A 26575-nucleotide genomic window follows, 5' to 3' on the forward strand; every position below is an offset into this window, starting at 1 on the left:
CCGGCTGTCTGCTATACCTATGGACTCCGTTTCAAGCTGAAACTAGAGGCGAAACACGTTATACAGGAACACGGCCGCTTCGGCGCGCGTCGCGCTTGCAAGCGGATTCAGCTTGCCTCCCGCGCCTTGAATCAAGCCGGCGTCCAGCAGCGCCGACATGCCGCCTGCCGCATACCCCGACACGTCTGCCCGATCCGCGAAACGGTCGAGCGAGTTCGTGCCGCCGGACGCGTTCAGCTTGCCGAGCTTCGTCAATGCGCGCGCGGTGAGCGTCATCATCTCTTGCCGCGTGATCGTCGCCTGCGGTTGGAACAAATTGCCGCCGCTGCCGGTCGCAATGCCGAGCGCCTTGGCGGCGCCGACGGCTTCATAATAGTAGCTGCCCGGCTTCACGTCGGCGAAATTGCCGTTGCCGGCCGCATTCGGATTCGCAGCCGCGGCCTCGGATAATCCGAGCGTCCGCGCAAGCAGGACCAAATAATCCGCGCGGGTAATATTCGCCGAAGGCGCGAACGCAGCTTCGGATACGCCTTCGATGGCGCCTTTGGACGCCAGCGTCTCGATCGCGGTCTTCGCCCAGTCGTAACGGCCCAGGTCGTCGAAATGCTTCTCGACGTATACGACCGCGTACGTACTGAAATGCGTCGTCTGGAACCCGACGGTTCCCGATGCGGCATCGTAAGCCGCATGGACGACCGGCTCCGGCTGTCCGTTAGCGCCGATGTACCATACCGTGATATGGCCGCTGTTCGCCGCTTCATCCGCCGTAGGTTTATAAGGAACGGTCACCGTCACCGGCGCCGCAGGATTGCTCCATGGCAGCTCCTTGCCGTTGACCCGCAGGCTGACGTTGATGACCGGCCGATCGCCGATCGAGGCTTTCAGCTCGTCGCCGAGCTTGCTCGTATCCGCTTGGGAGATGACGATTGCCACGGTCGCTGCGCCGTTAAGGTCGATGCCGTGCAGCATCGTGGATGGAATCGTTATCGTGCCCGCCGCCGTTTCGACGATGATCATGCGATTCCGTTCCGCCGCAGAAAGCACGTCTGCCGGCAGATTCACGACATAGCCCGTCGCTCCTTCGATCTTCGGTACTTGAATCGTCACTTTATCGGCCGACGCAGGCAGCTGCGCGAACGCCGATGCCGGTACGTCCGCCGTCGCTTCGCCCGAATCCGGGTTCAGCACCGGTGCCGATGGCTTGATGACTCCGTTCCCGCTTTCATTGCCGCTGTCGGTTCCGCTGCCAGTTCCGTTTCCATTGTTGTTTCCGCCACTGCCGCCGGAACCGCTGCCTCCGTCATCCGCTTGCGAAGTGAACTGAAGCTTACCCCACGGGTTCCGATTCTTCGAGTCCGAGTCGTTGCCGTTCCACTCATACTGCGAGTAGCGGGTTCCGCCGGCGCCCGAGAGATCAAAGCCCATGTCATAGCGCATTGGAGTGCCCAAGGCGAGGCTGCCGTCCGTGCCGAAAGCAGCTGCGGGAAAGCCGATGGCGGAGATCGGAATCGCCGCTTCCAGTATCCAGCCCTTACCGTCAGGCGACAATTCCGCCTTGACGTTCACGGGCGTTTGGTCGGCGAAGCTTGGGCCATTCACCCAATAAGCAGCTGCCGACACGCTGCTGTCCGTGTTCTTGTTGACGCCGAGGAGCAGCTGCGAGTCGGTACCCAGCATGCTGCCGGGAGTCGCCTCGACATCCTGCGGACCGAAGTATAGCTCGACGCCGTCGCCGTTCCACATATCCGCGCCGTTGCCGGATACGCCGCCGTTCGCGACCCTGTCGTTCCCGGACGTTACGCGGGCTTGTAAATAGAAATTCTCGTCATCCCAGGTCACGGACATATTAGCCGAGACGTTCGGATCGGGAATCGCCGGTCCGGAGACTTGATCGATGGCTGTCAAGGCCGCCGTTTTCGAGAAATCGCTCCAATCCGCGAAATCGCCGATGACAGGCGCGGCGTCGGTTTGCGGCGCTGCCAGCACTTTGTGGGTGTCTCGGTCGGTCGCTGCGCTTCTGTTGGGCGCCGCATAAGGTTCGATGCTTCCCGAGAGCAGTTCGTACACGTTGTAATGGGTCTGCTTCGCATACTCATCGAACGCGACGACCGGCCTGTTGGTCACGTCGACGAACCCGTACGCGCCGGATTCTCCGTTGTTCGGCCCGTTGAAGTAGCGTCCGGTCGGCGCCTGATCCAGCCACGTGAACCAGTCGCTGCCCACCACGGCGCCCGTAGCGATGGCATTCTCCAAATAGTCGCTGTACATCTGGCCCTGCGCCGTCGGACTGGATACCGGCTGGCTGCCGTTCGGCAGTACGCTGGTGTCGGAATAATGCCATTCGGAGAGGATGATCGGCGTGTTGTCGGACCATGCATAGATCTGCTTCAGCCAGTTCGTGTCGAGCGAATTCGTGTAGTAGTTGTACGTAATGGCGTCCACGTTGCCGGCGGTCGCTTCCGCCAGATCCTGGGCAAGCGCGGTGTTCCGCAGGGAACCGGCAAACCAACGGTCGCCAAGCTGCATATGCTGCGGGTCATGGCTCTTGCCTGTCTCGTAGATGGTGTGGTATTCGGTTTCGAGATAGTGTTTGGTGAAGTTGTTGATATCGGTCGAAGCTGCCGACGTATTCAGCTTCAGGGATCCGCTCTTGAGATCGTCGAAGCTCGCGAAGCTCGTTCCCCACGCCGCGTTGAACGCGCCGATGTCGCCGTCGTACTGGCCGCTCATCCAGGAAGCCAGCTCGCCCCGGGTGCCGCTGCCGACTGCGGAAGAACCGAGAATCGTGCTGTTGAACGAATCGTAAGGGAGCTCGTTCTCGAACATGTAGCCGATCAGCATCGGATCGTTCGCATGGCCGGATACGGCTGTGCCGTATGCAGCGTCCAAGCGCGTCTGCCAATCCGGGCTGAACACGTCGAACAGTCTGGAGCTGCCGATGTGCGGGGTTTGCGCCATGACGCTGTCCAACACCTCGAAATACGGCGTCGTCGTGCTCGCGTCGCCGGACCACATGCCCAGGGAGTTGAAGCCGAGCTGCTTCTCCTTATTGATCTGATCCTCGCGCCAGGCGTTGACGTCGAAAGGTTCGCCCGTTTGCTTCTCGATGTTGTACACATATGGCGAGAACGTATTCTCGCCCCTCCAAGCCTTGCTGTCCGGGTCATAGGCCGGAAGCTGATCATACTCCGACTTGATGCCCGTGAGGTCGGCGTAAGTCTCGTTCGGGTCGGTCACGGTCGCGCCCAGCTGGAAGTACAGGTTGCCCAGCGGATCGACCATCACTGCCTCAGGCGTGCCGTCATGATCGACATCCGCATGGCCGGTGTAGAAGTAACCGGTCGCTTCGAAATCGAACGTCTCTTTGCTGCCCGCCAGGCCGCCGTAGGCGTCCCGGTCGGTCGGAGGAGTGAGCGAATCGAAGTATGCCTCATTCTGCTCCGGAACTGCCGCAAGCTCGTCATCGCTGGCGATCTTGGCATGCGGATGATCGTCGTTCGGCGTATACGGGGAAGCAATGATCTGTCCGTATTTGTCCACGATCGCGGTCGCGTTAGGATCGACGCCGCTGGCACCGACTCTGGAAACGATCGTGAAAATCGTGCCGTCCGTGCTGGTATACCACGCGCCTTCGCCTATTCCGATAGCGGGATCGCCAGGCACATTCTCGAAGTCTTCCTGGAATAGCACCTTATCGGCGGTGGTGTCGGTGATGGCGATGTTGTCAACGTATACTTCGCGGCTGGATGCCGTGCTCACAACAAGGGTGTAATCGTTCTGAGCGTCATTCGGCACGATGAAGGTAATCGAACCATTCCGCCAGACGTTGCTCGCTGCTACCGAGAGCTGCGACAACGTCTCCCACGACTTATTCTCGACCTTGAAGTCGGCCGAGCTGTAACCGATCCCCTCGAGACTGAGCGTGTACGAGTCGCCGGGAACCAGCTCGCCCAGGTGCGCCGTCACATTGCCTTCGCCCGAAGCGATTTTCAGCGCTTTACTGGAGGAACCGGCTGCCTCGCCGACGGGAACCACAGTGAATATCCCGTTCGTGCCGGTGTACCAGCTGTCATGCCCTTTGCCGATAACGGGCTTATCGGGCTCATTCTCAAACCCGTCGGCGAAGACCACGGCGCCCTCTGCGTCGGTAACCGTCACGTTGTTGATATACACTTGGCCGGCCGACGCGGCATTCATAAACATGTAATATCCTGCGTCTGCCGGCTGGCTGGCCGGCGTGGTAAAGGTCGCCGTGTACGTGGTCCAGTCCGTGGACGGTCCTATGGTGATTGAAGATCCGGTAAGCGTGGACCAGGGGCTATCCGATTTCTCGTCGGACTGGAAGTTTATGTTGGCCGTTCCGGAGCCCATCGCCTGGAACGAGTATGTGTAGGCGGTGTTGGCAGCGAATTCCTGCGTTCCCCAGCTCATGTTCCCGCTCCCGGCAGCGACTTGGAGCGCATAGTCATCCTGGACCGTCGGCGCCGGGCCAACGGCTTCGCTCTTAGGGACGGCGGAAAATATATTGGCGGTTTCGGTGTACCAGCTGTCGTTCCCTTTGCCGATCACCGGCGCGTCTGCCACGTCGTTGAAGTCTTCCGCGTAGAACTCCTCGCCCGTGGTGGTGTCCGTGATTACCACGTTATCGACGTAGACGCTGCCGCCCGCAGCGGCGCCGAAGTAGAAGTCGTCGCCGCCGACTTGGTCATCGGGCGCGGTAAAAGTTCCCGAATAGGTGGTCCAGGAGGCGGAAGGCGCTATCGCGATCCGCGATCCAGCTAAATCGGTATACTGCTTCGGGCTGCCCCATTGCCAGTTATATTGGACGTAGGCCGCAGCCGTCCCGGTCCCCATCGCCTCAAACGTATAGGCATACTCATGTCCCGAGATGATATCGTCCGCATTCCAGCCGTGGCTGATGACCCCGGCTCCCGCACCGAGCTTCAATACGTTGTCGGCGGGGTCCGCATAGGCCGGTCTTATCCCGCCCGAGATCATCGACGCCAGCATGGCCGTACCTGCCAAGATGGCGGTCAGTTTCGTTGTGCAAGTAGTAGTCCGTCTCATTCCATTACCTCTCTTCAATGAATTATCTAGGACGCATAGGCGAGCAGTTCCGCGTCAGCGGAACGACCAGCCTAGGACGCATAGCGAGCAGTTCCGCGTCAGCGGAACGACCAGCCCAGGACGCATACGCGCCGTCATGTATGCGTTTCCAACATGGCTATAAAAGAAGGGAACTGTAGATTCGTCATCAGCAGTTCCCTTCTCGTCGGTCGTTATGCTGTCTTACGTCGAGCTGTCGTCCGAGTCGTCCAGTGCCTGAATGACCGCTTAGGATCCAGGCGTAAAGGCGTCAAGCTGCTTCTGGATCTCGGCTTTCACTTTGTCGTAACCGGCAGCCTTCAGCTCGGAGGATGCTTTCTTCAAGGCTTCGTCCGGATCGACGGCCCCGTACGACAGCGCGCTGCCGTATTTGATGAACACGTTGTTCAGAGCGGCTATTTCGTTCTTGATGGAATCCGTGTTCGGCTTGAAGTTGGCGTACGGATTGTCCTTCGCCACGCTCCGCATGTAGTCGACGTGCTTCGCGTAATCCGGATAATCGGTCACGGACGGCTTGTTGAAGCCGACCCAGTCGCCGAATCCCCAAGGATACTGCCATTTCGGATAAAGCGTCGGATCCGTGGCGGCCGGCACTTGGATCTGCGACTTGTCGGCTGTGTATTCCCAGTGCTTGCCCTCGATGCCGTAAATCATGAGCATGTAATAGCTTGGATCGCTGAAGAACTTATCCATGAACATGAGCGCCCGTTCCTTGTTGTTCGATGCCGACGGAATCGCCATCATGCCGGAATCGTACGCGAGCTTGATGAACGGACCTTCGGGCGAGAACGATTGGAACGAGACTTTCCAGTCCGGATGCGCGGTGTTGAGATCGTTGTACGCATCGCGGAATTGATTGTCCCCGTAAGCGGCAAGCGCGGATTGGCCGGCTTTGAACGCGTCCCGGGAAGGCGTCTTGTTATTCAGCACGTTCTTGTTGATGTAGCCCTTCAGGAACATGTCGCGGATCTTCGGATACGCGGCCAGCAGATCCGGGTCGTCGAAGGCGGAGGTAACCTGCGGCTTGGTCTCGAGCGGATCGAACTGCAGCATGTTCGCCGGCAGTCCCGGCACCGAGATCAACGATTTCTTGCGCGTGACGAACGACGTGAGCGGATAATCGCCTACGGCGGCGCCCGTGTTGTACGGAACGACCTTCGGATCGACTTCTTTTGCCGCGGCCAAATATTTCGAGACGTCGTCCAGATCGGAGATCGCCGTCAAGCCGGCCTTATCCATGATGTCGCCGCGGACCGCGAGTCCCGCATCCTGATATTCCAGGTAGTTGCGCGGCACCGCGATGATCTTGCCGTCTACGGTCGCGTTGCCCCAAGCTTCGGCAGGCAGCTTCTTCTCGGCGTTCGGCGCGTATTGGTCCAGCATGTCTTTGGACAGCTCCGTGAACGCGCCCTTCTTCGCGTTGCCGCTGTAATCCAGCCAGCCGGCCGTGTAGATCATGTCGACGTTCTGTCCGGACATCAGCATGAGCGGATATTTGCTGTCCAGGTCGCCCCAGCCGATCCAGACGAAATCGACGTCCGCGTTCAAATCCTTGTTCGTCATCTTGTTGAGCTCCGCCTTCACCGCATCGAAATCCTTCGGCGGGTCGCCGAGCGCCGCCCACGTCAGCTTCACGTGCTTGGAAATATCCGGACCTGCCGGCGCAGCATCCGCATTCGTGCCGGACGCGCTGTTATTGTTTCCTTTCCCGTTGTTTCCGGCCGCCGCATTATCTGTCGTTTTCGTACCGGAATTTCCGTTGTCTCCGTTCGACGTGCCTCCATTGTTGTTGTTCGATCCGCATGCCGCCAGGGATGTGCTTAGGAAGAGTGCGAGCGCGCCGATCATGAGTTTCTTTTTGGACTGCGTCTTCAAGCTGGATGACCTCCTCGAGTTTTGTCTAGCCCTGTATGTTAATCCGTTACACGGTATTAACCGATGCCGTGCCTTGCATTCATGCCCTTGTCATTATGCCAACGTCCTCGCTACCCTTTGACCGCGCCGACCGTCAGTCCTTTGACGAAATACTTCTGGACGAACGGATAGATTAGCACGACCGGGCCGATGGAAACAACCGTCATCGCAAGCTTGACCGTTTCATGCGGCAGCTCGACCGTCGGGATGCCGTTATTGCCGGCCGCGTAAGAGAGGAACTCGATGTTGGTGATCATTTTGTACAGCATGTATTGCAGCGGGAATTTGCTCTGATCGTCGATGAACAAAGCTGCCTGGTACCAGTCGTTCCAATAGCCGAGCGCGATGAACATGCCGATGGAGGCCAGGGCCGGCTTCATGAGCGGCAGGCAGAGCCGCGTGAAAATCGTGAATTCCCCCGCGCCGTCGACCTTGGCGGACTCCGGGATGGCGTCCGGCACCGACTTCAAGAAGTTGCGCATGATGAGAATGTAGTACGGCGACAGCAGCAGCGGCACGATGAGCGCCAGCAGATTGTCCTTCATGTGGTAATACTTCAGCATGATGAGGTAATACGCCACGAGCCCGCCGTTGAACAGCGTCGTGAAGTAGAAGAAGAACGCGAACATGTTCCGGTAGCGGAACTCCTTGCGGTAGAGCACGTAAGCCGTCATCGCGGTCAGGAACAGCCCGACGACCGTGCCCGTGATCGTAATGATGAGCGTGACGCCGTACGCCTTCAGCAGCGAAGTGGGATCCGTCAGAATCGCGCGGTACGACTCGATCGAGAAGGACGACGGCCATAGGCCGTAGCCATGGGCCATGACGGCGGACTCGGAGGTGAACGAGCCCGCGACGACCATGACGAACGGAATGACGCACAGCAGCGAGACGATGGCGATGACGGTGTATGCGATGACGTTGAAGGCCAGTTTATCGATTCGGATTGGTTTCATGTGCCGTTCTCCTTTAGTAAAGGGCGTTGTCTTTGCTGAACTTCCGGACGATGCCGTTCACGACGCTGATCGTCGCGAAGCACATGACGGACTGCACGCACGCCGCCGCCGAGGACATCGGAATGTCGCCCATCTGGGAGAGCGAGCGGAACACGAACGTATCGATGATATCCGTCGCGTCATACAGGTTGCCGTTGTTGCCGACCAGCTGGTAGAACATGCCGAAGTCGCCCCGGAATACGTTGCCCACCTGCAGCAGCACCATGATGATGACCGTCGGCACGATGTTCGGCAGCGTAATGCGGAAGATCTTCTGGAAGACGTTCGCGCCGTCGATATCCGCCGCTTCGAACATCTCGTCGTCGATGCTCAGGATCGCGCCGAGGTAGAGCACCGAGCCGTAGCCGATCCACTTCCAGTTGTGGAAGAAGACCAGGATGTACTTCCACATCCCCGGCGAGCTGTACACGTCCACGGGGTCGAGGCCGACCGCCTTCAGCGCCACGTTCAGCAGGCCGAAGTCGAAGTTGAAGATGTTGTAGAAGAACGCGCCCACGATAACCCAGGAGATGAAGTACGGCAGGAACATCAGGCTCTGCGAGAACCGGCTGTAAAACTTCGATGTAATCTCGGACAGCAGGACCGCGACCCCGACCTGGAATGCCGTGGCCGTTACGATGAAGGCCGTATTGTAGAAGAACGTGTTTTTGAAAATGTTCCAGATTTGACCCGACAGGAAGAGGAAGCGGAAATTGTTGATGCCGTTCCACTCGCTTCCGAAGATGCCGCGGTCGAACCGGAAGTTCTTGAACGCCACGATGATTCCCGCCATGGGCAGGTAAGAGAACAGGATGAAGAACAGGACCGCCGGGAGGATCATCAGCAGGAAGGCTCGGTTTTGCGCCAGATAGAAGAAGAGATTTCGTTTTCGGACCATAGGCAGCTCGCTTTCGTTTTCCGTCGTCGTTTGGGACTGCATACCTTGATTATAGGGACATGAAAGCACTTCCAACAGGTCACGGATGTATGATTTGGTGCACTATTCTATTGACTGTCGAATGTTCGCCTTGTAGGCCTCAAGCGGAATCTGCTATGTTGGAGATACGGAATTCCATGCCATAAGGAGATGCGAACATGCTTAAACTGTTGATCGTGGACGACGAGAAACGAACCCGCGACGGACTGAAAATGTGCCTGCCCTGGGCCGGCTACGGGATCGGCGAGATCCGCGAGGCGGACGACGGCCATACGGCCTTCGAAACCGTGCTTGCCTTCAAGCCGGACATCGTGCTGTCCGATATTCGGATGCCGACCGTCACCGGCATCGAGCTGGCGCAGCGGGTGCAGGCGGAGCTGCCGCATTGCAAATTCATCTTCATCAGCGGCTACTCGGACAAAGAATACTTGAAGGCCGCCATCCAACTGAAGGCGGTCAGTTATATCGAGAAGCCCATCAACGTCAAGGAGCTGGAAGCCTGCATCCGGACGGTCACCGAAGCGTGCCGCATGGAAGCGGAGCAGAACAGGCAGCTCGCCGAGGCCGCCGCAAAGCTCGAGACGAGCATCGGGCTGCTGCAAAGGGACTTCGCCGTCCATCTCGCGCAGGGCAGTCCGGACGCGGAGGACATCAGCCGCCTGCTTGCCGCATCCGGCTACGAGCTGCCTGCGAACGGCAATTATGTAAGCGTTTTATTCCGTATTAATTTCGCGCCCGACGTCCCGGTCGAGCGCACGACGGAGCTGCGCGGCAGTCTCTATGAGGCCATCTCGCAAACGATGAACGGGCTGCGCATCACCGCGCTGGCCGGCACGATCGACGGCACGCATCTCGTGCTGCATATCCTGCTCGCGAATAGGCTCCGCGTGGATGATCTCCGCGCCGCGGCCGAGCGGATCAGCTCGGATTTCGCGCATCGCTGCGGCACGGGCAGCGGCCATCCGCTGTTCGCCGGCATCGGACGTCCGGTCCAAGGCATGGCGCTGGTCCATCTCTCGTATCAATCCGCGTTAACGGCCGTGCAGAAAGTATTCTTCCTGGGCAACGGCCGCGTCGCCGCGTTCGAGGATCGGCAGCATGCGCCTGCGCGTCTCGATGAAGACCTGGATCCGAAGTTCGCGCAGCATCTCGTGACATGCGACGAAGCCGTCTTCCCGTTCATTCAGACGATCTCAGCCGCGATCCGCAGACAGGACGACCTGCTGGTCGACGACGTGAAAATGCTGTTCTACAAGCTGCTCCTGGCGCTCTACGGCGAAGCGCAGAACAAATTTCTCGGCCGATACATGGAGGAACGGAAGGAAGAATACCTATGGCATCGGGTGACGGATGCCCTGACCTTGAACGAGCTGCTCGCTTTCCTGGAATCGGAGGTGCGGGAATATTTCGCAGCGGTCGCTTCGGTCGGCTCGAAGAGCCGCGTCGTGCATGAGACGATCCGCTACATTCAGCGCAACTATCGGAACGGCGGCTTCACGATCAGCGATATCGCGGGCCATCTGCATCTGACGCCGACGTATCTCAGCCAGATTTTCAAGAAGGATACCGGCCAGACGATCAACGATTACCTCAATGCGTACAAGATCGACAAGGCGAAGGAGCTGCTGGCCGACCGGGGCGTCAAGCTGCTCGAGGTCGCTTCGCGGACCGGGTATAACGACGTGAAATATTTTACCAAGACGTTCAAGCGAATAACCGGCATCACCCCGTCGGACTATCGGGAGAACGCGTTGAAATGACGGTCAGCATCAAGACGAAGCTGCTGTTCTCTTACTTGGTCCTTATCTTCGTTCCGCTCGTCATTTTGACCGGGCTTACGTACTGGCGGGTCTCCACCCAGATGGAAGCGAACATGCTGCGTACCTCGCGGAACGCGCTAGCCCAGTCGGAGACGTACCTCGAGACAAAGCTCGGCAATCTGGTGAACGCGACCGACATCATCTATTTCGATAAAACGCTTCAGGACATCCATACGGCGAACCCGGCGATCTACGACGAGGATTTCATCCAGCAGAACATCGACCAGAACAACCTGACCACGCTCTTCAACCAAATCGAGCGCAATACCGACGTGCTGCGCGTCCGGCTGTATATCCGCGATATTCCGGGCTATTCGTACGATAACGACCATTTCTTCGTGTTCCGCGGCTTGGATGGCCTGCCCTGGTACGAGGAGCTAAAAGCATCGAAGTCGGTCGTGACCTGGATCGCCCCGGAGCGGTTCGCGACGGAGCCTAACAACGGCGCGGGCATTATTTCGCTCGCCAGGCGGATTACGATCAAGATGTACAACGTGACCGACGGCGTGATCCGCATCGATATGCGCAAGCCCGTCGTGAACGATATCGTCAAGCAGGCGAATGTCACTTCCACCGGGCTCTCTTATATCGTCAATGGCAGCGGGGATCTCATCTCCGCCTCCGGGAACGAGGCGCTGCTGGCGAATCGCGAATTGTTGGACGCAGCCGGAGCCGCTGCGCAGGGCGGCCAGAGCAACAACGATATCCGGGCCGGCAAGGAGGAGTTCCTGACCTTATCCAAGCCGATCGCCAATTCGGACTGGACGTTCGTCTCCATCATTCCGTACAGCGAGATCAAGTCGACGGGCAACGATATCCGGTTCTACATGATTCTGATGCTGCTCGTCACGGGCGTCATCTCTTTCATGCTCGCGTATCTATGGTTCAATTCCAGCGCGCTTCGGCTGAAGCATCTGGCCAAGAACATTCGCAAGGTCACCGGCGGCGACTTCAATACCCGCATCCGGGTGTCGTCGAAGGACGAGATCGGCCAAATCTCGCAGGACTTCAATTACATGGTCGCCGAGATGGCCGCCATGATCGAGGAGCGGTTCGAGACCGGCAAGAAGATCAAGTCGCTGGAGCTCCGTTCGCTTCAATCCCAAATCAATCCGCACTTCCTGTACAACTCGCTCGACATGATCAACTGGTCGGCCGTCATGAGCGGCAACGCCGAGATCGAGACGATGATCCAGTCGCTGTCGACGTTCTATAAGATCGGATTAAGCAAGGGCGACGACATCATCACGGTTCGCAATGAGATCGAGCATGTGAAGGCTTACGTCACGCTGCAAAATCTCCGCTACGAGGATAAGATCCGCCTCGAGCTCGACGTGGACGAAGGCATCCTATCGATGGAGATGCTGAAAATCACGCTGCAGCCGATCGTGGAGAACGCGATTCTGCACGGCATACTCCGCAGCCCGACCAAGTCGGGGGCGATCCGGATCTCCGGCGCGCGCAAGGGAGACATCGTCGTCTTCACGGTCGCGGACGACGGCGCCGGCATGCCGCCGGACATCGTCGCGCGGATTCTCGACCGGGAAACGAAGGACGAGTTCCACGGCTACGGCATCAAGAACATCCAGGAGCGCATCCAGCTCCAATACGGCGCCGCCTACGGGCTCTCTTACGAGAGCGAGCCCGGCCGCGGCACGACGGTACGCATCACGCTGCCGGCGATCGTCGTCAGGCGCGCGGCGCACTAACACGGGGGCAAGCCGACTGACATTGGCGTGGCGCGGTTTTGCTTGGCAGGGCTGCCGCTGACCAGATTTCGTGCGCACCCGCTTCATGCCGCCGACCGGACTACGCCGAGCCGCCAAGCCCCCAATGCCAAAAACGCCCGCCAAATGCGATTTGCATCATGGCGGGCGTTTGTTTGTCGATGTATGCGCGAGCAGCGCGAAAGACGGATACGGCTGCCGCAGCCGGTTATTACACGGCCGTCAGCACAAGCACCCAGTCGGCGCCCCTGCCGCTCGTCGGCGGCGTGAACGCTGCTTCGCCGGTGTTCTCGAAGCTGCCGATGGCGGTATATTCGCCGGTGCGCGGATCGAACCAGGAGGCTTCGATGCTGCTGCCGGGCAGCTTGCCCAGCGAAGCGCGGAACGGAATGCCGTTCGGGCTGTAGATCAAGCCGTATTTCTCGCCGCGGGTCGCGACCATGTAGTTCGCGCCTTCGAGGTTGCCCGCGATCAGGCTTTGGTCCGGCGCCCGGTCCAAGTAAGAACGGGATTCGAGCAAGTCTCGCAAATGCTGCATTTGCGTCGCTCCCGGACGGTTCAGCGCATCCTGCCAGGTCATGATGAAATAAGCCCCCGGTTCGGTCGTCATCGACCAGATGCTGTGATGCCCGTACGTCGTGCCGAATCCGCCGGCGAATACGCCGTAATAAGCGCCGATCCGAACGTCGGCTTGGTCGAAATAACCGCGCGAGGCGTTGAAATTGACGGGATGGTCCTCATAAGCCGGCTCCGCATCCACCGTCGGCTTGATCGGCAGCTTGTCGTAATCCGCCTTCACGTGCTTGTAATTCTCGCGAATCTGCTCATGGTGGCCGGATTGAATCATGTTGAAGTCGAGCCACTGTTCATGATGCATATGATGGGAGGACGATGCGTTCCCGCACGGATGGAACGTAATAAGCTGGGAATCGCCTACGGCTTCCCTGATGCCCGCGGCCAGTCCGTTGTTGACCTCGAAGTGGTTGCGGATAATCAGCGAGCGGTCGCCGCCGAGCACCCATATAATATTGGAGCGGTTGCCGTACCGTTCGCCGAGCCAGCGTCCGTACGTCTGCGCATTTTCGCCATTGAAAATCTCCGGTCCTTTGCCGAAGCCGGCCATGTGATACTTGTCCCCCCATGTCGGAAGAAACGCAACGTACAAGCCGTGCGCGGCCGCTTGATCGACGATATAATCGACATGCGTCCAGTAATTCTCTTCCCCTTCGACATCGGGCTGCGACGGATCATATTGCCCCTCGGCGTCCCTCTTCAGCGGTTCGCGGCCGTAAGGGTTGGCCGTCTTGACGCCGTCGAATTCCGCCAAGGCGACCGCCTGCACGACGTTGAATTTCAAGCGGAAACGATTCTCTAAGTAGACATCCGCTTCCTCGCGGTTTAATTTGTGGAACAGCTCCCAGGCCGTATCGGCCAGCCAGAAGAAAGGCGTTCCGTCCTCCTGGATCAAAAATCGTTTGTTATCGCTCACCTTCAGACGCTGCAATGGCTTCGTCATGGTTTTACGTTCACGCTCCCGTAATTAGATGGATGATGGAATGAATGACTGATCGAATCTGCTCGCGGTAGTTCAAGATGAAGGACGACCGTAAGCAGCCGCAGTTTCAGACTATCACATTCGAAATAAGTACACAATATGTATACAATAAATATATTCATCGTTCGACTACTATTTCGTAACCGTACAAAAAACCGGCCCGCACACGCTTGAGGCGTGTACCGGCCGGTTGAATTTCACCTACTATTACCTGCATGCCGCGACGCCGCTAGAACGATACGCATGCCCTGCTTACGGTCTAACGATCGTGCCGTCCGCCTGACGGTCGATGGGATAAGGATTGTGGTAGCTTCCCCCTCGCCATTTCTCCCCGATCAGCGCCTCAGCCTTCTCTTCATCAATATCGATGCCGAGGCCCGGCTTGTCATTGGCATATAGATAGCCGCCCTTCAGCACGGCATGGCCCGGGAAGACATCCAATTCTTCCGGCCGGAAATGGTTCTCTTCCTGAATGCCGAAATTCCAAATGGCCAGATCCAGATGCATCGCCGCTGCCTGGTTGACGGGATCATTGTCGCCGCCTTCCTGCCAAGCCGTTCGAACGCCGAAGGCTTCGCCAAGCGCGGCGATCTTGCGGCACTGCGTGATGCCTCCCGCCTTGGACACCCGTACCCGGATAAAATCGATCAGACGATCCGTGATCAAGGGCACCCACTCATGCGGATTCGTAAACAGCTCCCCGATCGCCTGCGGCGTCGTGCCCTGCTTGCGAATATGGGGAAACCAGCCGATCTGATCGGGCGGCAGCACGTCCTCCAGGAAGAACAACCGATAGGGCTCAAGCAGCTTCGACAACGTGATTGCAGCCGTCGGACTCAAATGCTCATGCACGTCATGCGTCAGCTTGATACCATAACCGAATTTGTCGCGCAGCTTGCGGAACATCTCCGGGATCGTATCCAAATACGCGGCTTCGTCGAATGCCTGCGAAGAAGCGCCATGCCAAGCCTCCTCGGGGAGCCCGGCTTCCGCGGCGCTGATGAATCCGCCGCCTCCGTAAGCGCCGAGCTGGCAGCGGATGACGCGATAGCCTTCGTCCAGATAGCGCTGCACATCCGCTTCAAGCTCCTCGTACGTATTGCCGCCTGCATGCGCATAACACGGCACCGCTGCGCGGCACGGTCCGCCGAGCAGCTTGTAGACGGGCATATTCGCTTCCTTGCCCTTAATGTCCCACAGCGCCATGTCGATGCCGCCCATCGCCGTGCTAAGCGCGGAGCCGCTGCGCCAGTAACCGCTTTGATGCATCTGCTGCCAAATGTCCTCGATATGTCCTGCCTCTTGTCCGACCAGCATCGGCGCGAGCAGCTCTTCGATGACCGCGATGACCGCCTTCGGGTTGAAGATATCGCTTGCCGAGCCGATGCCGTACAGGCCCGGCTGGTCCGTGACGACCTTCACGATCGTCCAGCTGGTGTCGTGACGGGTTCGGATAATCCGGATTTCTTTGATTTTGGCCATGATTCTCTCCTCCATTGGCAATGAAGTGGGCGTGGCGCTTCGTTCGCTTACGTCAGGCTGCTTGACGTTTAGTACTGCGTCCGTCCTTGGAGCAGCAGCTCGTTCGACTGCGGCGACCACGGACCGTCATAGGTCGGTTTGTTCGCATAGCGGGTCATGGCAAGCTCGAGGCGGATCGACGTTCCCGGCGGAAGCTCCACCTGCAGCCATTTGCTGCCGACTTCAACAGCGTTCGCGCTTCCCTCTGCTCCGCCCCCCGCATCGTCGGCTTCGTCAAGCACCGTTGCCGATTCGATGCGATGCTCGCCGAACGTTCCGCCCTGCACGACGACGGTACGCGTCTCGAATTGGGACGTGTTGACGAGCTGCAGCGTCGCCGACTTGTCGCCAAGCTTCTCGACCAGCGCCGCCGTATCCAGCGGAAGACCGACGCGCTTGCGGTCCGCGTCATAATACCGGAATCTTCCGTGCTGAAGGCCGCCGTGCGAGATATGCATCGGTCCGCCCATGGTCAGCTGCACGAGACTTTCCATATAGACGGGACAGAGCTCCTGCCAGATGTGGATGCTGGAGAAATCGTCATCGTTGTAGTCGACGGGCCACGCCGACGGATCGCCGATCGGGGAATCCATCCGCTCCAGCTGGCGAACGATCAATTGGAAATTCGCGTCCAGCACGCGGTCCGGATAATCCGGCAGCTCTCCGCGGATATACTGGAACCAAGGCTCCGTGTTCACGATGTAATGCTTCGTCTCGCGGCCGAGCTTGCCGTCTTTGCCCGAAACGTTCGGTACGATAATCTCGTTCCAATCGTACAGCTTCGGAATGCGATGAATGCGCTCGAGGTCTTCGTCCGCCATCGACACCGTCCACAGATAGACCGGATATTTCACCGTTGCTCCGCGATAATCCGTCCAGCCCGCGTCGAAATGCTTATGCGGCACGGTGATGGCACCGTTCTCTTCCTTGCGCAGCGACCAGTTCAGATCAAGCTGGCGGCGGGCCAGTCCGAGATGCGCCATATCGCCGGTAAGGAGAACCGCGTTCATCGTCGCGTTCGTAATCGGCTCAATGATCGTCATGAAGCCGTGGGGCCAGCGATAGCCATAATAGCCGCCCCACCATTTGCCATCATTGTATTCGCCGATTTCGCCGCTCAGTCCGACGTTGTCCGGAATAATCCCGCCGTTGCGCTCCGCCCGCTCGCACCAAGCAGCAAGGTAATCCAGCACCCACTGGCCGTAGCGCTCGTCCGCCGTATGCATGAAGGCGTTCGTCACGAGTCCGGTCGCGTTCAGGTTCAGCGGCACGTCGCCGCGGTTCATCCGTTCATTCATCCTCGCGATGAGGTGGTCGTAGATCGTATCGTCGCTCCATTTGCACAAGCGGGAAGCGAAATCCACGCCGGGAATATCTTCATAGGGAGCCAAATAGTTATCCAAAATACCGCGATGCGTCGACCAATCCTCGCGGCTTGTCTCGAAACGCGGGCCTTTGCTGCCGTTCAGCGGGGATCGGATCAGTTGCTTCTCCTTGTCGAAGTTCTGCGCTTCCTCGTCGTCGCCCGTATACATATTCGCGAAACGGACGGCGCGTTGACGGTCCTTCAGCGTCGCCGGGCCTGCCAGCCCGAGGAAGTAGAAATACAGGTAGCCCTCGCCGTGATGCATCCAATCGTAATAAGCGTCGAATTCCCGGTGGATTTGGCCGTATTCCGTCCACTGCCACGTAATGCCTTCCCAGACGCGCCGGGAAGCTTCATGCAGCCAGTCGTCTCCGCCCAGCGCGTGAAGCAGCGCCAGGTTCATGAAGCCTTCGTACGGATCGTCGGAGCCGTCCATGCCCGGCCAGTCTCCACGCCATATCAGCGTGCCGTCCGGACGCGTGTAGCGGTCGATAAACTTCTTTGCGGACTCGTTCAACAGATCGAATAATTGCCGTTGCTTGGCCGCCCAGGACGGCGCGGGACCGCGGCGAGATGCCGTGATGCTCGTTGTAAGGTTAACGGATGGGGAACTCATTCGAATGGACACGACCTTTCGGATCGAAATGATTGCGGTGTTACGAATGGATGTGGAAGCCGCCGTCGATCGGGATGACCGCCCCGTTGATCCATGAGGCTGCGGGGCTGACGAGGAATGCGGCCGCATCGGCGATTTGCTCGGGCCTGCCGACGTCCGGCGCATGGAAGATTTCTTCGGCTGCCTGCTTGGCCGCATGCTCGTCGCCCAGCTTCTCTTGGAACCAGGCGGTTAGAAGCGGCGTCGCCACGCCCGCCGGCATAAGCGCGTTGAAGCGGATGCCTTCCTTGAGCAGATCCAGGGCAAGTCCGCGGGTCATATGGTTCAAGGCAGCCTTCATCGTATCGTAGACGAGGTTATTGTAATCGTTTGCAACTCCATTGATAGAACTGATGTTGACGACGTTTCCAGCGGCAGCCTTCAAGTGCGGCAGCGCTGCTTGAATAAGGAAGAAGCCGGATTTCACGTTCACTGCGAATAACCGGTCCCAATCCCGGTGCGTGACTTCCGTCAACGACTTGTTGCACACCATCGCGGCGTTGTTTATGACGATGTCGATGCGGCCCCAAGCGTCCAACGCATCCGCCACAAGCTTCTCCGGGGTAACCGGATCGGCGAGATCGGCCTGAAGGAAGCGCGCTTTCCCGCCGCTTCCTATGATGTCCGAGACGACCCTGGCGCCGCGCTCCGCATCGCGCCCCGTGACAAGCACGCTTACGCCTTGCGAAGCCAGCTTGATGGCTATCGCTTCGCCGATCCCGCTCGTCGAGCCCGTCACGATTGCTGTTTTTCCATTCATTGCATCTACTCCTCGCCTAGTTACTTCATTCTTCAGAGAGTTCCGCCGTTCTCCTGGATAACGGCCAGGATATTATGGCGCGAATAGGAGATATGCGCCTCGATCGCCTGCTTGGCCGCCGCGAAATCCCTAGCGCCGATTGCCCAATATACGGCAAGATGCTGCTCGAAAGCCAGCCTGACCATCGCCGGCGTGACGTGCCGCTCGCCCAAATTCAAATACCGGACATTCATGAGCGACTTGTAGAGCTCGACATTCTTAAGATTGCCGCCGAGACGGACGAATGCCAGATGGAACTCGAGGTCGTAGCGAGACTGCAGCGGATCGAAGTGCTCCATCTCGGCAGCCGCCGCAGCGGCTTGCGCCATGAGCGTATCGAGCGTTGCCATCTGTTCGGTCAGCACATCCGCATCCGTCTTGGAGATGACTTCCAGCGTCCATAGATCAATCATGAGCCTGCTGTCCATGATGTCGTTCACATGGCTCTCCTGCACGGGACTGACGAAGGTGCCGACCTTCGATACCGTACGTACGAGCCCCTCCATCTCCAGCCGGTTAAGCGCATCGCGAATCGGCGTGCGGCTCACGCCGAGCTGCTCCGCCAGCTGCGGAATGAGCAGCTTCTCGTTGGCGCGGAATTGCCGGGACAAAATGTTTTCTTTCAAAATGTGATAGGTTTGATCCCACATATTGCTGACGACCAGCTTATCCAGCATCTTCTGTCCATTGTCGTTCGATTCCAAGGCTTGGCCTCCTCTCTTGCCGCTGTACGGGTAAGCCGCTAAGCTGCGTTGCATGTTGGATGTTGTATACAACATTATAGTAATGAACGATATGACGCTCGTCAACCACTTTTTAACATTTCAGATTGATTTGCTAGATCATTTGTCAGACGCTTGTCACGTATCAAAGGTTTGTTCTGGTGCTTGTAAAACTATCGAATGCCGGATTTTCTCCCAAAGTTGCACGTAAGACATAAATTGGGAGCTCTCGTTGGCGGAACGACCTTACAGGTTGCGAGAAGCACAAATCCCGTCCCTTTGTGGGTTGGCCCCTAGAGGAGCGGCAGAAAATAAAAAAAGCGCCCCTCCCGGAGCGCTCCAGACTTACTTTCTGCTCATGAGTTCATCCAATTGCGCCGCCACTTCGCTCACGTCCGCCTTGGCTTTCAGATACGCATGCCGGCCACCGGCCTCGTCCCGCCACGTATTGGATCCGCTCTCCCCGTCAACCTCGATCGTCCCCTGCACGAGCTCCCAGAAAGGCGCATGGCCGCGCACAGCGAACAGCACCGCCGTCAGATCCCAGCTGTTGCGCGTCTTCCCGTCTCCGACGTACCACTCATAGCTCTTGCGCACGGGATGCTCCGCCGACAGGTCGGTGTAGAGCCGCGCACCGGTCATAATCACTTCCCCGATTTCAAAGCCGGTAAAGGTAATCGGAGTCGGCCAATTGGCAATCGCGTAGGCTGCCGCTTCAGGATGCATCTCGAAATTCCATTCGCGGCCTTCCGGGAATCGACCGCCCATGACGACAAGATGCTTCGCCTTGCGCGCGACGAGCTCCGTTCCGTTAAGCGGCGACACCTCGTCGGCAGCCGACCGAAGCAGGAGCATCAGGTTGATCAATGGCCCGATCGCGACGATGACCGTCTCCCCGTCGCCGGCAGCCGCGAGCAGCCTGCGGTACTCCCCGACTGCGTCCGGTGCGGCTTTCTCCCGGTAACGGTTCGGATAGCCGAGCGTCACGCCCTTGTTGTACTTGGCATACGGGGCGTCATCATCCAGGAAGCCGGTTTCCTTCAACGTACCGACCGGAATCTCCGGCCTGCCGTAATAGACATTCAGCGCATCCAGGCATCCCGCTCCCCAGCGGCTGGACGTGCAGTGCATCATGCCCGCGATTTCCGCTTCTCCGAGCGAGGCAAGCTCGTGCAGAACCGCGACCGCGCCTGCGTCGTCGCAATCCGGTCCGATATCCGTATCCAAAATAATGCGCACCGGCTGAAGCGGCGCATACGTCGTTTCCGTGTTGATCCGATTCGTTGTCACGTTGTTTTCCCCCATGTTTGAAAATTGTCGATTGCATAGGAAGCGCAGACTATTCGGCGCTCTCTGCCCCTTTACTATTCTTCAAGGCAATTGTAACTTCCTCTTTCAACGCGCCGCTTTCCCGCCAGCAAATTCCAATAGAAAAAAGACCGCCCCAGGCGGCCTTTCCCTACTCGTCTCGTGCTCGCTTCGCAAGCCCACCGGCTAAACGCGAATGCCATAAATCCGCTCGGCGGTCCCGTGCAGGATCTGAGCCTGCTGTTCCTCGTTCAGTCCGCAGGTGCGAATCTTGGCAAGCTCGGTGCCGCAATTGTCCGCATGGTCCGTACCGAACATGAACCGGTCCGCGCCGACCTCATCGGCCCAGTGCTTGATTTGGAAGCCGGCCGTCCACGTAATATCAGCATACAAATTTTTACATTTTCTAAGCGCCACTATCGTTTCCCCGGCCATAATCATCATGCCGCAGTGAGCCATCACGATCGGCACCTCCGGGAAACGCTCCGCTACTTCGATCAAATTGCTCGGATTGGCAAACGGGATACCCGCTCCCGTATGGACCATCACCGGAATGCCCAGCTGACGCGCAAGCTCGAACACCTTCGTGCCGTCGCGGCCGCCGGGATGAACGGCATGGGCGAACGTGTGCACCTTCACGCCGATAAAGCCAAGTTCCTCGACGCAGCGGCGCAGCTCGGCTTCATAAATATCGTCTCTCAGATGCGGATTCGGGTTCGCCATGCCATAAAATTTCCCCGGAAATATCCGGGTCGCTGCCGCGATCGCATCATGCTGCGCGGATACGCGCTCCAAGTCATGACAGGAAGCCGGCTGAAGAATCGTCGCGCCGATGCCGAAGTCGGCATGCTTAGCCTGCTGCTCCTCAAGCGTGAAGTCCTCATCGAACACATAATCCCAGCCATAGTGCGCATGAACGTCAATGATAGTCAAACCGGTTCCAACTCCTTGATGACGACTATGATATCGAAATCGTCTTATGTTCAGCCGCACTGTCATACACGGCAAACGCCAGCCGCAGCGTGACGAGATTGTCTTCGCCGCTCGTCTGGAACGGCTCGCCGCCGTTCAGGCACGCGATAAAATGGCTTTGCAGCCGGAAATGGCTTTCCTCATGATCCAGCCCCGTCTTCGCCTTGACGATTCGCTCTTCGCTGCCGTTTCTCGACACGATCGCTATCGTACCGTCGGTGTACATTTTGAGCGTCCCTTCGCTCCCGTCGATGACAAACTGCTCCAAATGAACAGGGCCGACGCTGTCGCCAAGCGGCTGATCCAGCTTCTGCCGCGTAGCCCAGCTCATGTCCATGAAGCCGTAGAAATCGTTATGTCCCAGCACCACGATGCCGCTGTCTTCGCCGACAATATAATCGCTTACCCGTGTGACCTCGGCCGTGAGCCGTTTCGGCGTGCCGAACAGATAGCGCCAGGTGTCGAACCAATGGACGCCCATCTCATAGAACAACAGCTTCGGCATCGTCCGGAAGAAAGGCTGCGGCAGCTTGGTTTCCGGTTCCATCCGCGGCGTATAGTAGTCCGTGTGAATATAGCGCGCCACGTGGATTTTGCCCAGCTCGCTGCTGTCGATGACGCCCTTGATCGTCTGGAAGGGCTCCAGCCAGCGCCAATTCTCCGTCACCATCAGCCGCACGCCGCGCTTCCGCGCGTGCGCAACCATCTCTTCGGCCTCGGCAAGCGAAGGCGCGAACGGCTTCTGGCACATGATGTGCTTGCCCGCGTCGGCAGCCTTCGTCACGAATTCAAGATGCGTCTCCGCGCCAGTGACGATATCCACGATGTCGATATCCGCGTTCGCCAGCATCGCGTCGACGGTGCTGTACAACTGCTCTGCCGGCACGCCGTATTTGGCGGCAGCCAGCTGCAGCTTCTCCGCGGAACGGTTGCACAGCGCGGTAATTTGAACACCGGGAATCCGGCTCCATGCCTGCAGATGCTTATCCGACCAGAAGCCGGTCCCGACGAGTCCGATCTTCCATATTTTTTCCATATCCTTCTCAGCCCTTCTTCTCGTCTAGGTGAAGCATCAGGCGCAGCACTTCATCGAGCGATTCTTTCGTGAACACTTGCTTCCAGTCCGGCTTGAAAATTTTCTCGAAGCCGTACTCGATCGCGATCTTAGCGGCATCGGAGAATGGATTCACGTTGTTGAAAGCGATCGCGAGCGGGATTTGGATATGGCCGAGCATGAAGGAACGGGCTGCCGCTTCGGGAACGCCCATGCGGATGACCTCGTCCATCGCTTCCTTCATGATGCAAGCCGCGGCGGCCGCGACGACCTCTGCCGCTGCCGGCTCGAGCAGCGCCATTTGCTCCACCGTAATGCGGTGGCATTGGGTAACAGGCGCAAACATGGCGATACAGATTCGCTCGGCGACCGCCAGTTTCTCTTCCTCCCCTTGGTGCAGCGCGATTACGATATCCTGCTTGGCGGAGATGCCTCCGAACATATCCTTGCGCGCTTCCGGCGAATCCTGCTCCTCGAACAAGGCCGGATGGCATGGATGCGTCACGACGAAATGACAGTCGTCCCGCAGCACGACCTGCTGCGCGTATGCTGCGGCCGGATCGAGCAATATGACGGTGGCATCCGGCTTTAGCAACGGTACGATCGTCTTCGACAACGGCCCGATAACGGCGTCCGGAACGGCTAGGATGATGACGTCGGCGACAGCCAGCGCTTCCTCGTTGGGCGTTATCGACAGTCCGCGCTCCGCCAGCCGTGCTTTGCCGGAATCCGCCTGCTCGCATAGCAGAAGTCCGTAGTCCGTTCTCCTCAAATTATCGGTTATCCGGCAGCCCATCTTGCCGCCTGCGCCTAGAACGGCGATTTGAATCGCATTGCTCATGGTCTTATGCTCCTTTGCCAATCAAAATGATGGCGGATTCATTCCAATTGAAATGACTGCCGCAGAGATGATGCCACTAGCATAACCGATAACAAAAACATGATCAATACAAAATGTATACAATTTATATATCATCTGTTGATCTACCAGCCGTTTCCTGCTATGCTAAATGCAATATTTCCGCGGAAACGCCCGCTTCAGGCTGCCGGCTAGCGTACGTCGTTTCGGCAGCTTCGCGAATACGGACAGGAGGAATTCGAATGAAACTCGGACTTAGTACGTACACCTTGGCCTGGTCTGTCGGCGTTCCGGGCTACGAACGCCCGCTGGAGCCGCTCACGGCTGAAGCGCTCGTCAAGCTTACGCGCAGCCGCGGCCTCTCGCTGCTTCAAATCGGGGACAACTTGCCGCTGCATCCCATGAACGAAGAAGAGCTCCGCCAGCTGAGACGGACCGCCGACGAAGAAGGCGTTGAACTTGAGGTCGGCACGAGAGGAACCGAGCCGGAGCTGCTGCTGCGGTATCTCGCTATCGCCGGCCTATTAGGGTCATCCCTCGTTCGCACGCTCATTACGACGTCCGACATGGCAGCTGCCGAAGCGCAGATTCGCGAAGTACTTCCGGCGTTCGAAGCGGCGAACGTCATGCTCGCGGTCGAAAATCATGGCTTGCATACAACGGGACAGCTGGTACAATTATTTCAGAACCTGAATCACGGCCATGTCGGCTGCTGCATGGATACCGTCAATTCCTTCGGCGCGCTGGAAGCGCCGGATACCGTCATCGCGGCGCTGTCGCCGTATCTCGTTAACCTGCACATCAAGGATTTCGACATCCAGAGGGTCGACCATATGATGGGCTTTACGATTCTCGGCACGCCTGCCGGCGCCGGACGACTGGACATCCCGCGGCTGAAGGCCGTTATCGAAGCGAATGGCAAGGCCGGCGTCAATGCGATTCTGGAATTGTGGACGCCTTACGCGGGTTCCGTCGAGGAGACGATCGCGACCGAAACCCGCTGGATGGAAGAAAGCATCGCGTACTTACGGTCCGTTCATTTTATAGAAGAGGATTTGAGATATGCCACCGGTAACGTTGAAAGAGAAAGCCTATGAGCAGCTGCGCGCCTTCCTGCTGGAAGGCACGATCAGCAGCAATGAACAGCTGACGGAGAAATATTTGGTCGACCTGCTGCAGATGAGCCGAACGCCGATCCGCGCCGCGCTGGAGAAGCTCGCCGCCGAAGGGCTGCTGAACCTGTCGCCGAACAAAGGGCTGAGCCTGCCGGAGTTGTCCCTGCAGCGCGTGGGGGATTTCTTCGACTTCCGCATCGCCCTCGAGAGCCATATCGTCTTCAAGCTGTCGAACCGCAAGCTGTCGCCCGGCGAGATCGCCTGGTTCCGCGAGAACCTGGAGCTTCAGCGGCAGATGGCCGAGCAGCATGATTACTTGGCGTTCACGCATGCCGATTCGGATTTTCACCGCCGTCTCGCGCAAGTGTACGACAACGGCGAAATGGTGCAGATGATGGAGAATTTGCAGGACCGCCTGTTCCAGCTGGCCTTGAAGGTGCTTCGGAAGGACAATGACCGCATTATCGCGTCTTACCGCGATCATCTCGAGATCTTCGAATTGATTCTCGCCGGCAATGGCGAGGAAGCCAAGCGGCGCATGGTGGAGCATTTGGAGTACGGGGCAAGGATATTGGTGTTGTAGCCTCTTAAACCGCGTCGAACATTAGCATGTAGAACCTAGCGCGGAATGCAAGTTAAACACAAATAAGCGGCGCTTCGGAACGTTAGCCATAACGTCCAACCGGAGCTGCCGCTTTTTTGCGCGTTGACGGTTAGTCCCACCCCGACAGCGCTTCCTCGCTCTCGCTGCCCCATAAAATGACCCAGCACGCGGCTTCGCCAAGTCGGCGCAGCGCTTCATGCCGATGATTACCGTCGCGGACCGACAAGCGCCCGTCCACGACCTGGACGATGAGCGGCGGATAAGACCAACCTTCCTGGAGCAGCGACTTCAACGAATCGACATGCGTATTCCAGCTATCCTGCGGAGTCACGTATTCCATCTCCGGCTCCGGACCGCAGCAGCGAACGAGCTCCTGCAGCGGAAGCAGCAGCGGTCCCGCCCAATACCGCCTATCCAGCTTTAGCCCGTCAGAGAAGGGCTTGTTATTCCCCGCTGTCTTCAGGAACAGATGCACCCATTCCTCCAGACAGCCTTCCCTGGCGAATGCCTCCGCCTCCTCGCGCGTGAATGTCATTGGAAGCGCCATATCATCATCCCTCCAGCATCGCAAGATAACGAACTTCGTTTCCGTTCCATTTGACGATTAAGATGGACGCGCCTTCGGACGCCCCGTAAATTTCGGCGCCAACAGGCAGTTTCGTTGCCATGCCGTTCTCGAACGACGCACCCGCTTCATACTTCTTCCCGATCGTGCCGACCTTTTCCTCCGCCTTCAAGGTTTCGGCCTGTACCCAATCGATCGAAGACGCATTCGAATAAATCACATCGCCCCATTGGAAGAAATCCGCATTCGGATCCGCTTGCAGCGTTTCCTGCGCGGTCGGGTTATGCGTCGCCATGCCGTTCGCCTGCACGGGCTCGTCGTGATTCGCCATGCTGCATGCAGACAGCACTCCAGCGCTTAATGCGCCGATTATCAGGACGAGCATCAGTTGCATGCACGCTTGCTTATTGATCTTCATAAGAACCCCCACGCTCCTCTTCAGTCTCATGACGAAGGAAGGCGTAAATATGTTCCTTGAATGCCGGACATGCGCCAATTCGGGCGCTGCCATTTCGTCATATGCTAGACTAGCACGCTGCAACGTACGCATAGGACAACATAGAACAAGGAAGATGATGCCCCGATGGCCTGCTGGATCCATACCGCGATCATCGTCACCAACAACGGGACGATTCTGTTCGGGAACGCGGATATCCTTCCCATCGTCGGAAGGGATACGAACAAGAGCGTCGTGGAAAACAACGCGGAGACCAACTCGCCTGCCGGAGGCGCTGCTGCCGAAGGCGCAGATGTTGCCAGCGTAAGACGAGGCGCCAAGAACAGACGGCGCAAGGGAGTCCGTTGATTAGCAGCTGAATCGTACGGACGCCTGCACTAGCAGCTGGATCGCACGGACGCCTGCATGGATTGAGAATTGCTGCCCGTTGAACGGATGACTCAGTTGAACAAAACCTGCCGCTCTCCAAACGAATCGCCTGCTCAGAAGCCGGCCGAGCCCCGCAACTGCTGCGGCAAGGCTGG

20 protein-coding genes are annotated in these 26575 nt (G+C 58.2%); 5 read left to right on the top strand and 15 right to left on the bottom strand.

Translation table 11 applies throughout. The features are described from left to right. Positions 1-42: 42 nt before the first annotated feature. From AC0YNU_RS21610 to AC0YNU_RS21625, 4 genes are all read right to left on the bottom strand, one after another. Positions 43-5067 (bottom strand): S-layer homology domain-containing protein, encoded by a 5025-nt coding sequence (locus tag AC0YNU_RS21610; protein ID WP_475760481.1) that lies wholly within the window; start codon positions 5065-5067, stop codon positions 43-45. 267 nt (positions 5068-5334) lie between these two features. Beyond that, positions 5335-6981, bottom strand: a complete 1647-nt coding sequence (locus AC0YNU_RS21615; protein ID WP_475760483.1) for an extracellular solute-binding protein — start codon at positions 6979-6981, stop codon at positions 5335-5337. A gap of 110 nt (positions 6982-7091) precedes the next feature. Beyond that, positions 7092-7976, bottom strand: a complete 885-nt coding sequence (locus tag AC0YNU_RS21620; protein WP_475760485.1) for a carbohydrate ABC transporter permease — start codon at positions 7974-7976, stop codon at positions 7092-7094. A gap of 13 nt (positions 7977-7989) precedes the next feature. Continuing rightward, entirely contained in the window at positions 7990-8913 is a 924-nt protein-coding gene (locus tag AC0YNU_RS21625; protein WP_475760487.1) for an ABC transporter permease, read from the bottom strand. A gap of 197 nt (positions 8914-9110) precedes the next feature. Between AC0YNU_RS21625 and AC0YNU_RS21630 the strand changes: the two genes are divergently transcribed. Together AC0YNU_RS21630 and AC0YNU_RS21635 are read left to right on the top strand one after the other, a co-directional pair. Beyond that, positions 9111-10712, top strand: coding sequence for a response regulator (locus tag AC0YNU_RS21630; protein WP_475760489.1), 1602 nt, complete (start codon positions 9111-9113; stop codon positions 10710-10712). Next, positions 10709-12481, top strand: coding sequence for a cache domain-containing sensor histidine kinase (locus AC0YNU_RS21635; RefSeq protein WP_475760491.1), 1773 nt, complete (start codon positions 10709-10711; stop codon positions 12479-12481). The genes AC0YNU_RS21630 and AC0YNU_RS21635 overlap by 4 nt, the downstream gene beginning before the upstream one ends. Positions 12482-12710: 229 nt before the next feature. Here AC0YNU_RS21635 and AC0YNU_RS21640 read toward each other — a convergent pair whose 3' ends face one another. From AC0YNU_RS21640 to AC0YNU_RS21680, 9 genes are all read right to left on the bottom strand, one after another. After that, positions 12711-14015, bottom strand: coding sequence for a glycoside hydrolase family 140 protein (locus AC0YNU_RS21640; RefSeq protein WP_475760493.1), 1305 nt, complete (start codon positions 14013-14015; stop codon positions 12711-12713). A gap of 291 nt (positions 14016-14306) precedes the next feature. After that, on the bottom strand, positions 14307-15536 hold the full coding sequence (locus AC0YNU_RS21645; protein ID WP_475760495.1) for an enolase C-terminal domain-like protein: 1230 nt from the start codon (positions 15534-15536) through the stop codon (positions 14307-14309). A gap of 68 nt (positions 15537-15604) precedes the next feature. Then, positions 15605-17557 (bottom strand): DUF8034 domain-containing protein, encoded by a 1953-nt coding sequence (locus AC0YNU_RS21650; RefSeq protein ID WP_475760497.1) that lies wholly within the window; start codon positions 17555-17557, stop codon positions 15605-15607. A 40-nt stretch (positions 17558-17597) separates the two neighbouring features. Then, positions 17598-18356 (bottom strand): SDR family NAD(P)-dependent oxidoreductase, encoded by a 759-nt coding sequence (locus tag AC0YNU_RS21655; RefSeq protein WP_475760499.1) that lies wholly within the window; start codon positions 18354-18356, stop codon positions 17598-17600. Positions 18357-18388: 32 nt separating this feature from the next. Beyond that, positions 18389-19099, bottom strand: coding sequence for a GntR family transcriptional regulator (locus AC0YNU_RS21660; RefSeq protein WP_475760501.1), 711 nt, complete (start codon positions 19097-19099; stop codon positions 18389-18391). Between the two features lie 363 nt (positions 19100-19462). Continuing rightward, the gene (locus AC0YNU_RS21665) at positions 19463-20407 is read right to left on the bottom strand and encodes a nucleoside hydrolase (protein ID WP_475760503.1); all 945 of its coding nucleotides are present in this window, start codon (positions 20405-20407) and stop codon (positions 19463-19465) included. A 204-nt stretch (positions 20408-20611) separates the two neighbouring features. Further along, the gene (locus AC0YNU_RS21670) at positions 20612-21358 is read right to left on the bottom strand and encodes an amidohydrolase family protein (RefSeq protein WP_475760505.1); all 747 of its coding nucleotides are present in this window, start codon (positions 21356-21358) and stop codon (positions 20612-20614) included. A gap of 25 nt (positions 21359-21383) precedes the next feature. Beyond that, positions 21384-22433: a Gfo/Idh/MocA family protein gene (locus AC0YNU_RS21675; protein ID WP_475760507.1), complete on the bottom strand. Its 1050-nt coding sequence runs from the start codon at positions 22431-22433 to the stop codon at positions 21384-21386. Between the two features lie 7 nt (positions 22434-22440). Next, positions 22441-23292: a phosphogluconate dehydrogenase C-terminal domain-containing protein gene (locus AC0YNU_RS21680; RefSeq protein WP_475760509.1), complete on the bottom strand. Its 852-nt coding sequence runs from the start codon at positions 23290-23292 to the stop codon at positions 22441-22443. Positions 23293-23552: 260 nt separating this feature from the next. On the opposite strand from AC0YNU_RS21680, the gene AC0YNU_RS21685 reads away from it, so the two are divergent. Both AC0YNU_RS21685 and AC0YNU_RS21690 read left to right on the top strand, forming a co-directional pair. Further along, on the top strand, positions 23553-24407 hold the full coding sequence (locus tag AC0YNU_RS21685; RefSeq protein WP_475760511.1) for a sugar phosphate isomerase/epimerase family protein: 855 nt from the start codon (positions 23553-23555) through the stop codon (positions 24405-24407). Continuing rightward, positions 24373-25008, top strand: coding sequence for a GntR family transcriptional regulator (locus AC0YNU_RS21690; protein ID WP_475760513.1), 636 nt, complete (start codon positions 24373-24375; stop codon positions 25006-25008). The genes AC0YNU_RS21685 and AC0YNU_RS21690 overlap by 35 nt, the downstream gene beginning before the upstream one ends. Before the next feature lie 130 nt (positions 25009-25138). On the opposite strand, the gene AC0YNU_RS21695 is transcribed toward AC0YNU_RS21690, so the two are convergent. Both AC0YNU_RS21695 and AC0YNU_RS21700 read right to left on the bottom strand, forming a co-directional pair. Then, positions 25139-25576: a ParB N-terminal domain-containing protein gene (locus AC0YNU_RS21695; RefSeq protein ID WP_475760515.1), complete on the bottom strand. Its 438-nt coding sequence runs from the start codon at positions 25574-25576 to the stop codon at positions 25139-25141. A gap of 4 nt (positions 25577-25580) precedes the next feature. Further along, on the bottom strand, positions 25581-26012 hold the full coding sequence (locus tag AC0YNU_RS21700) for a hypothetical protein (protein ID WP_475760517.1): 432 nt from the start codon (positions 26010-26012) through the stop codon (positions 25581-25583). A 165-nt stretch (positions 26013-26177) separates the two neighbouring features. Here AC0YNU_RS21700 and AC0YNU_RS21705 point away from each other — a divergent pair, with 165 nt between their 5' ends. Continuing rightward, positions 26178-26399 (top strand): hypothetical protein, encoded by a 222-nt coding sequence (locus AC0YNU_RS21705; protein ID WP_475760519.1) that lies wholly within the window; start codon positions 26178-26180, stop codon positions 26397-26399. The last annotated feature ends 176 nt before the right edge of the window (positions 26400-26575 follow it).

The sequence above is a fragment of the Paenibacillus sp. J31P316 genome (assembly GCF_056269105.1).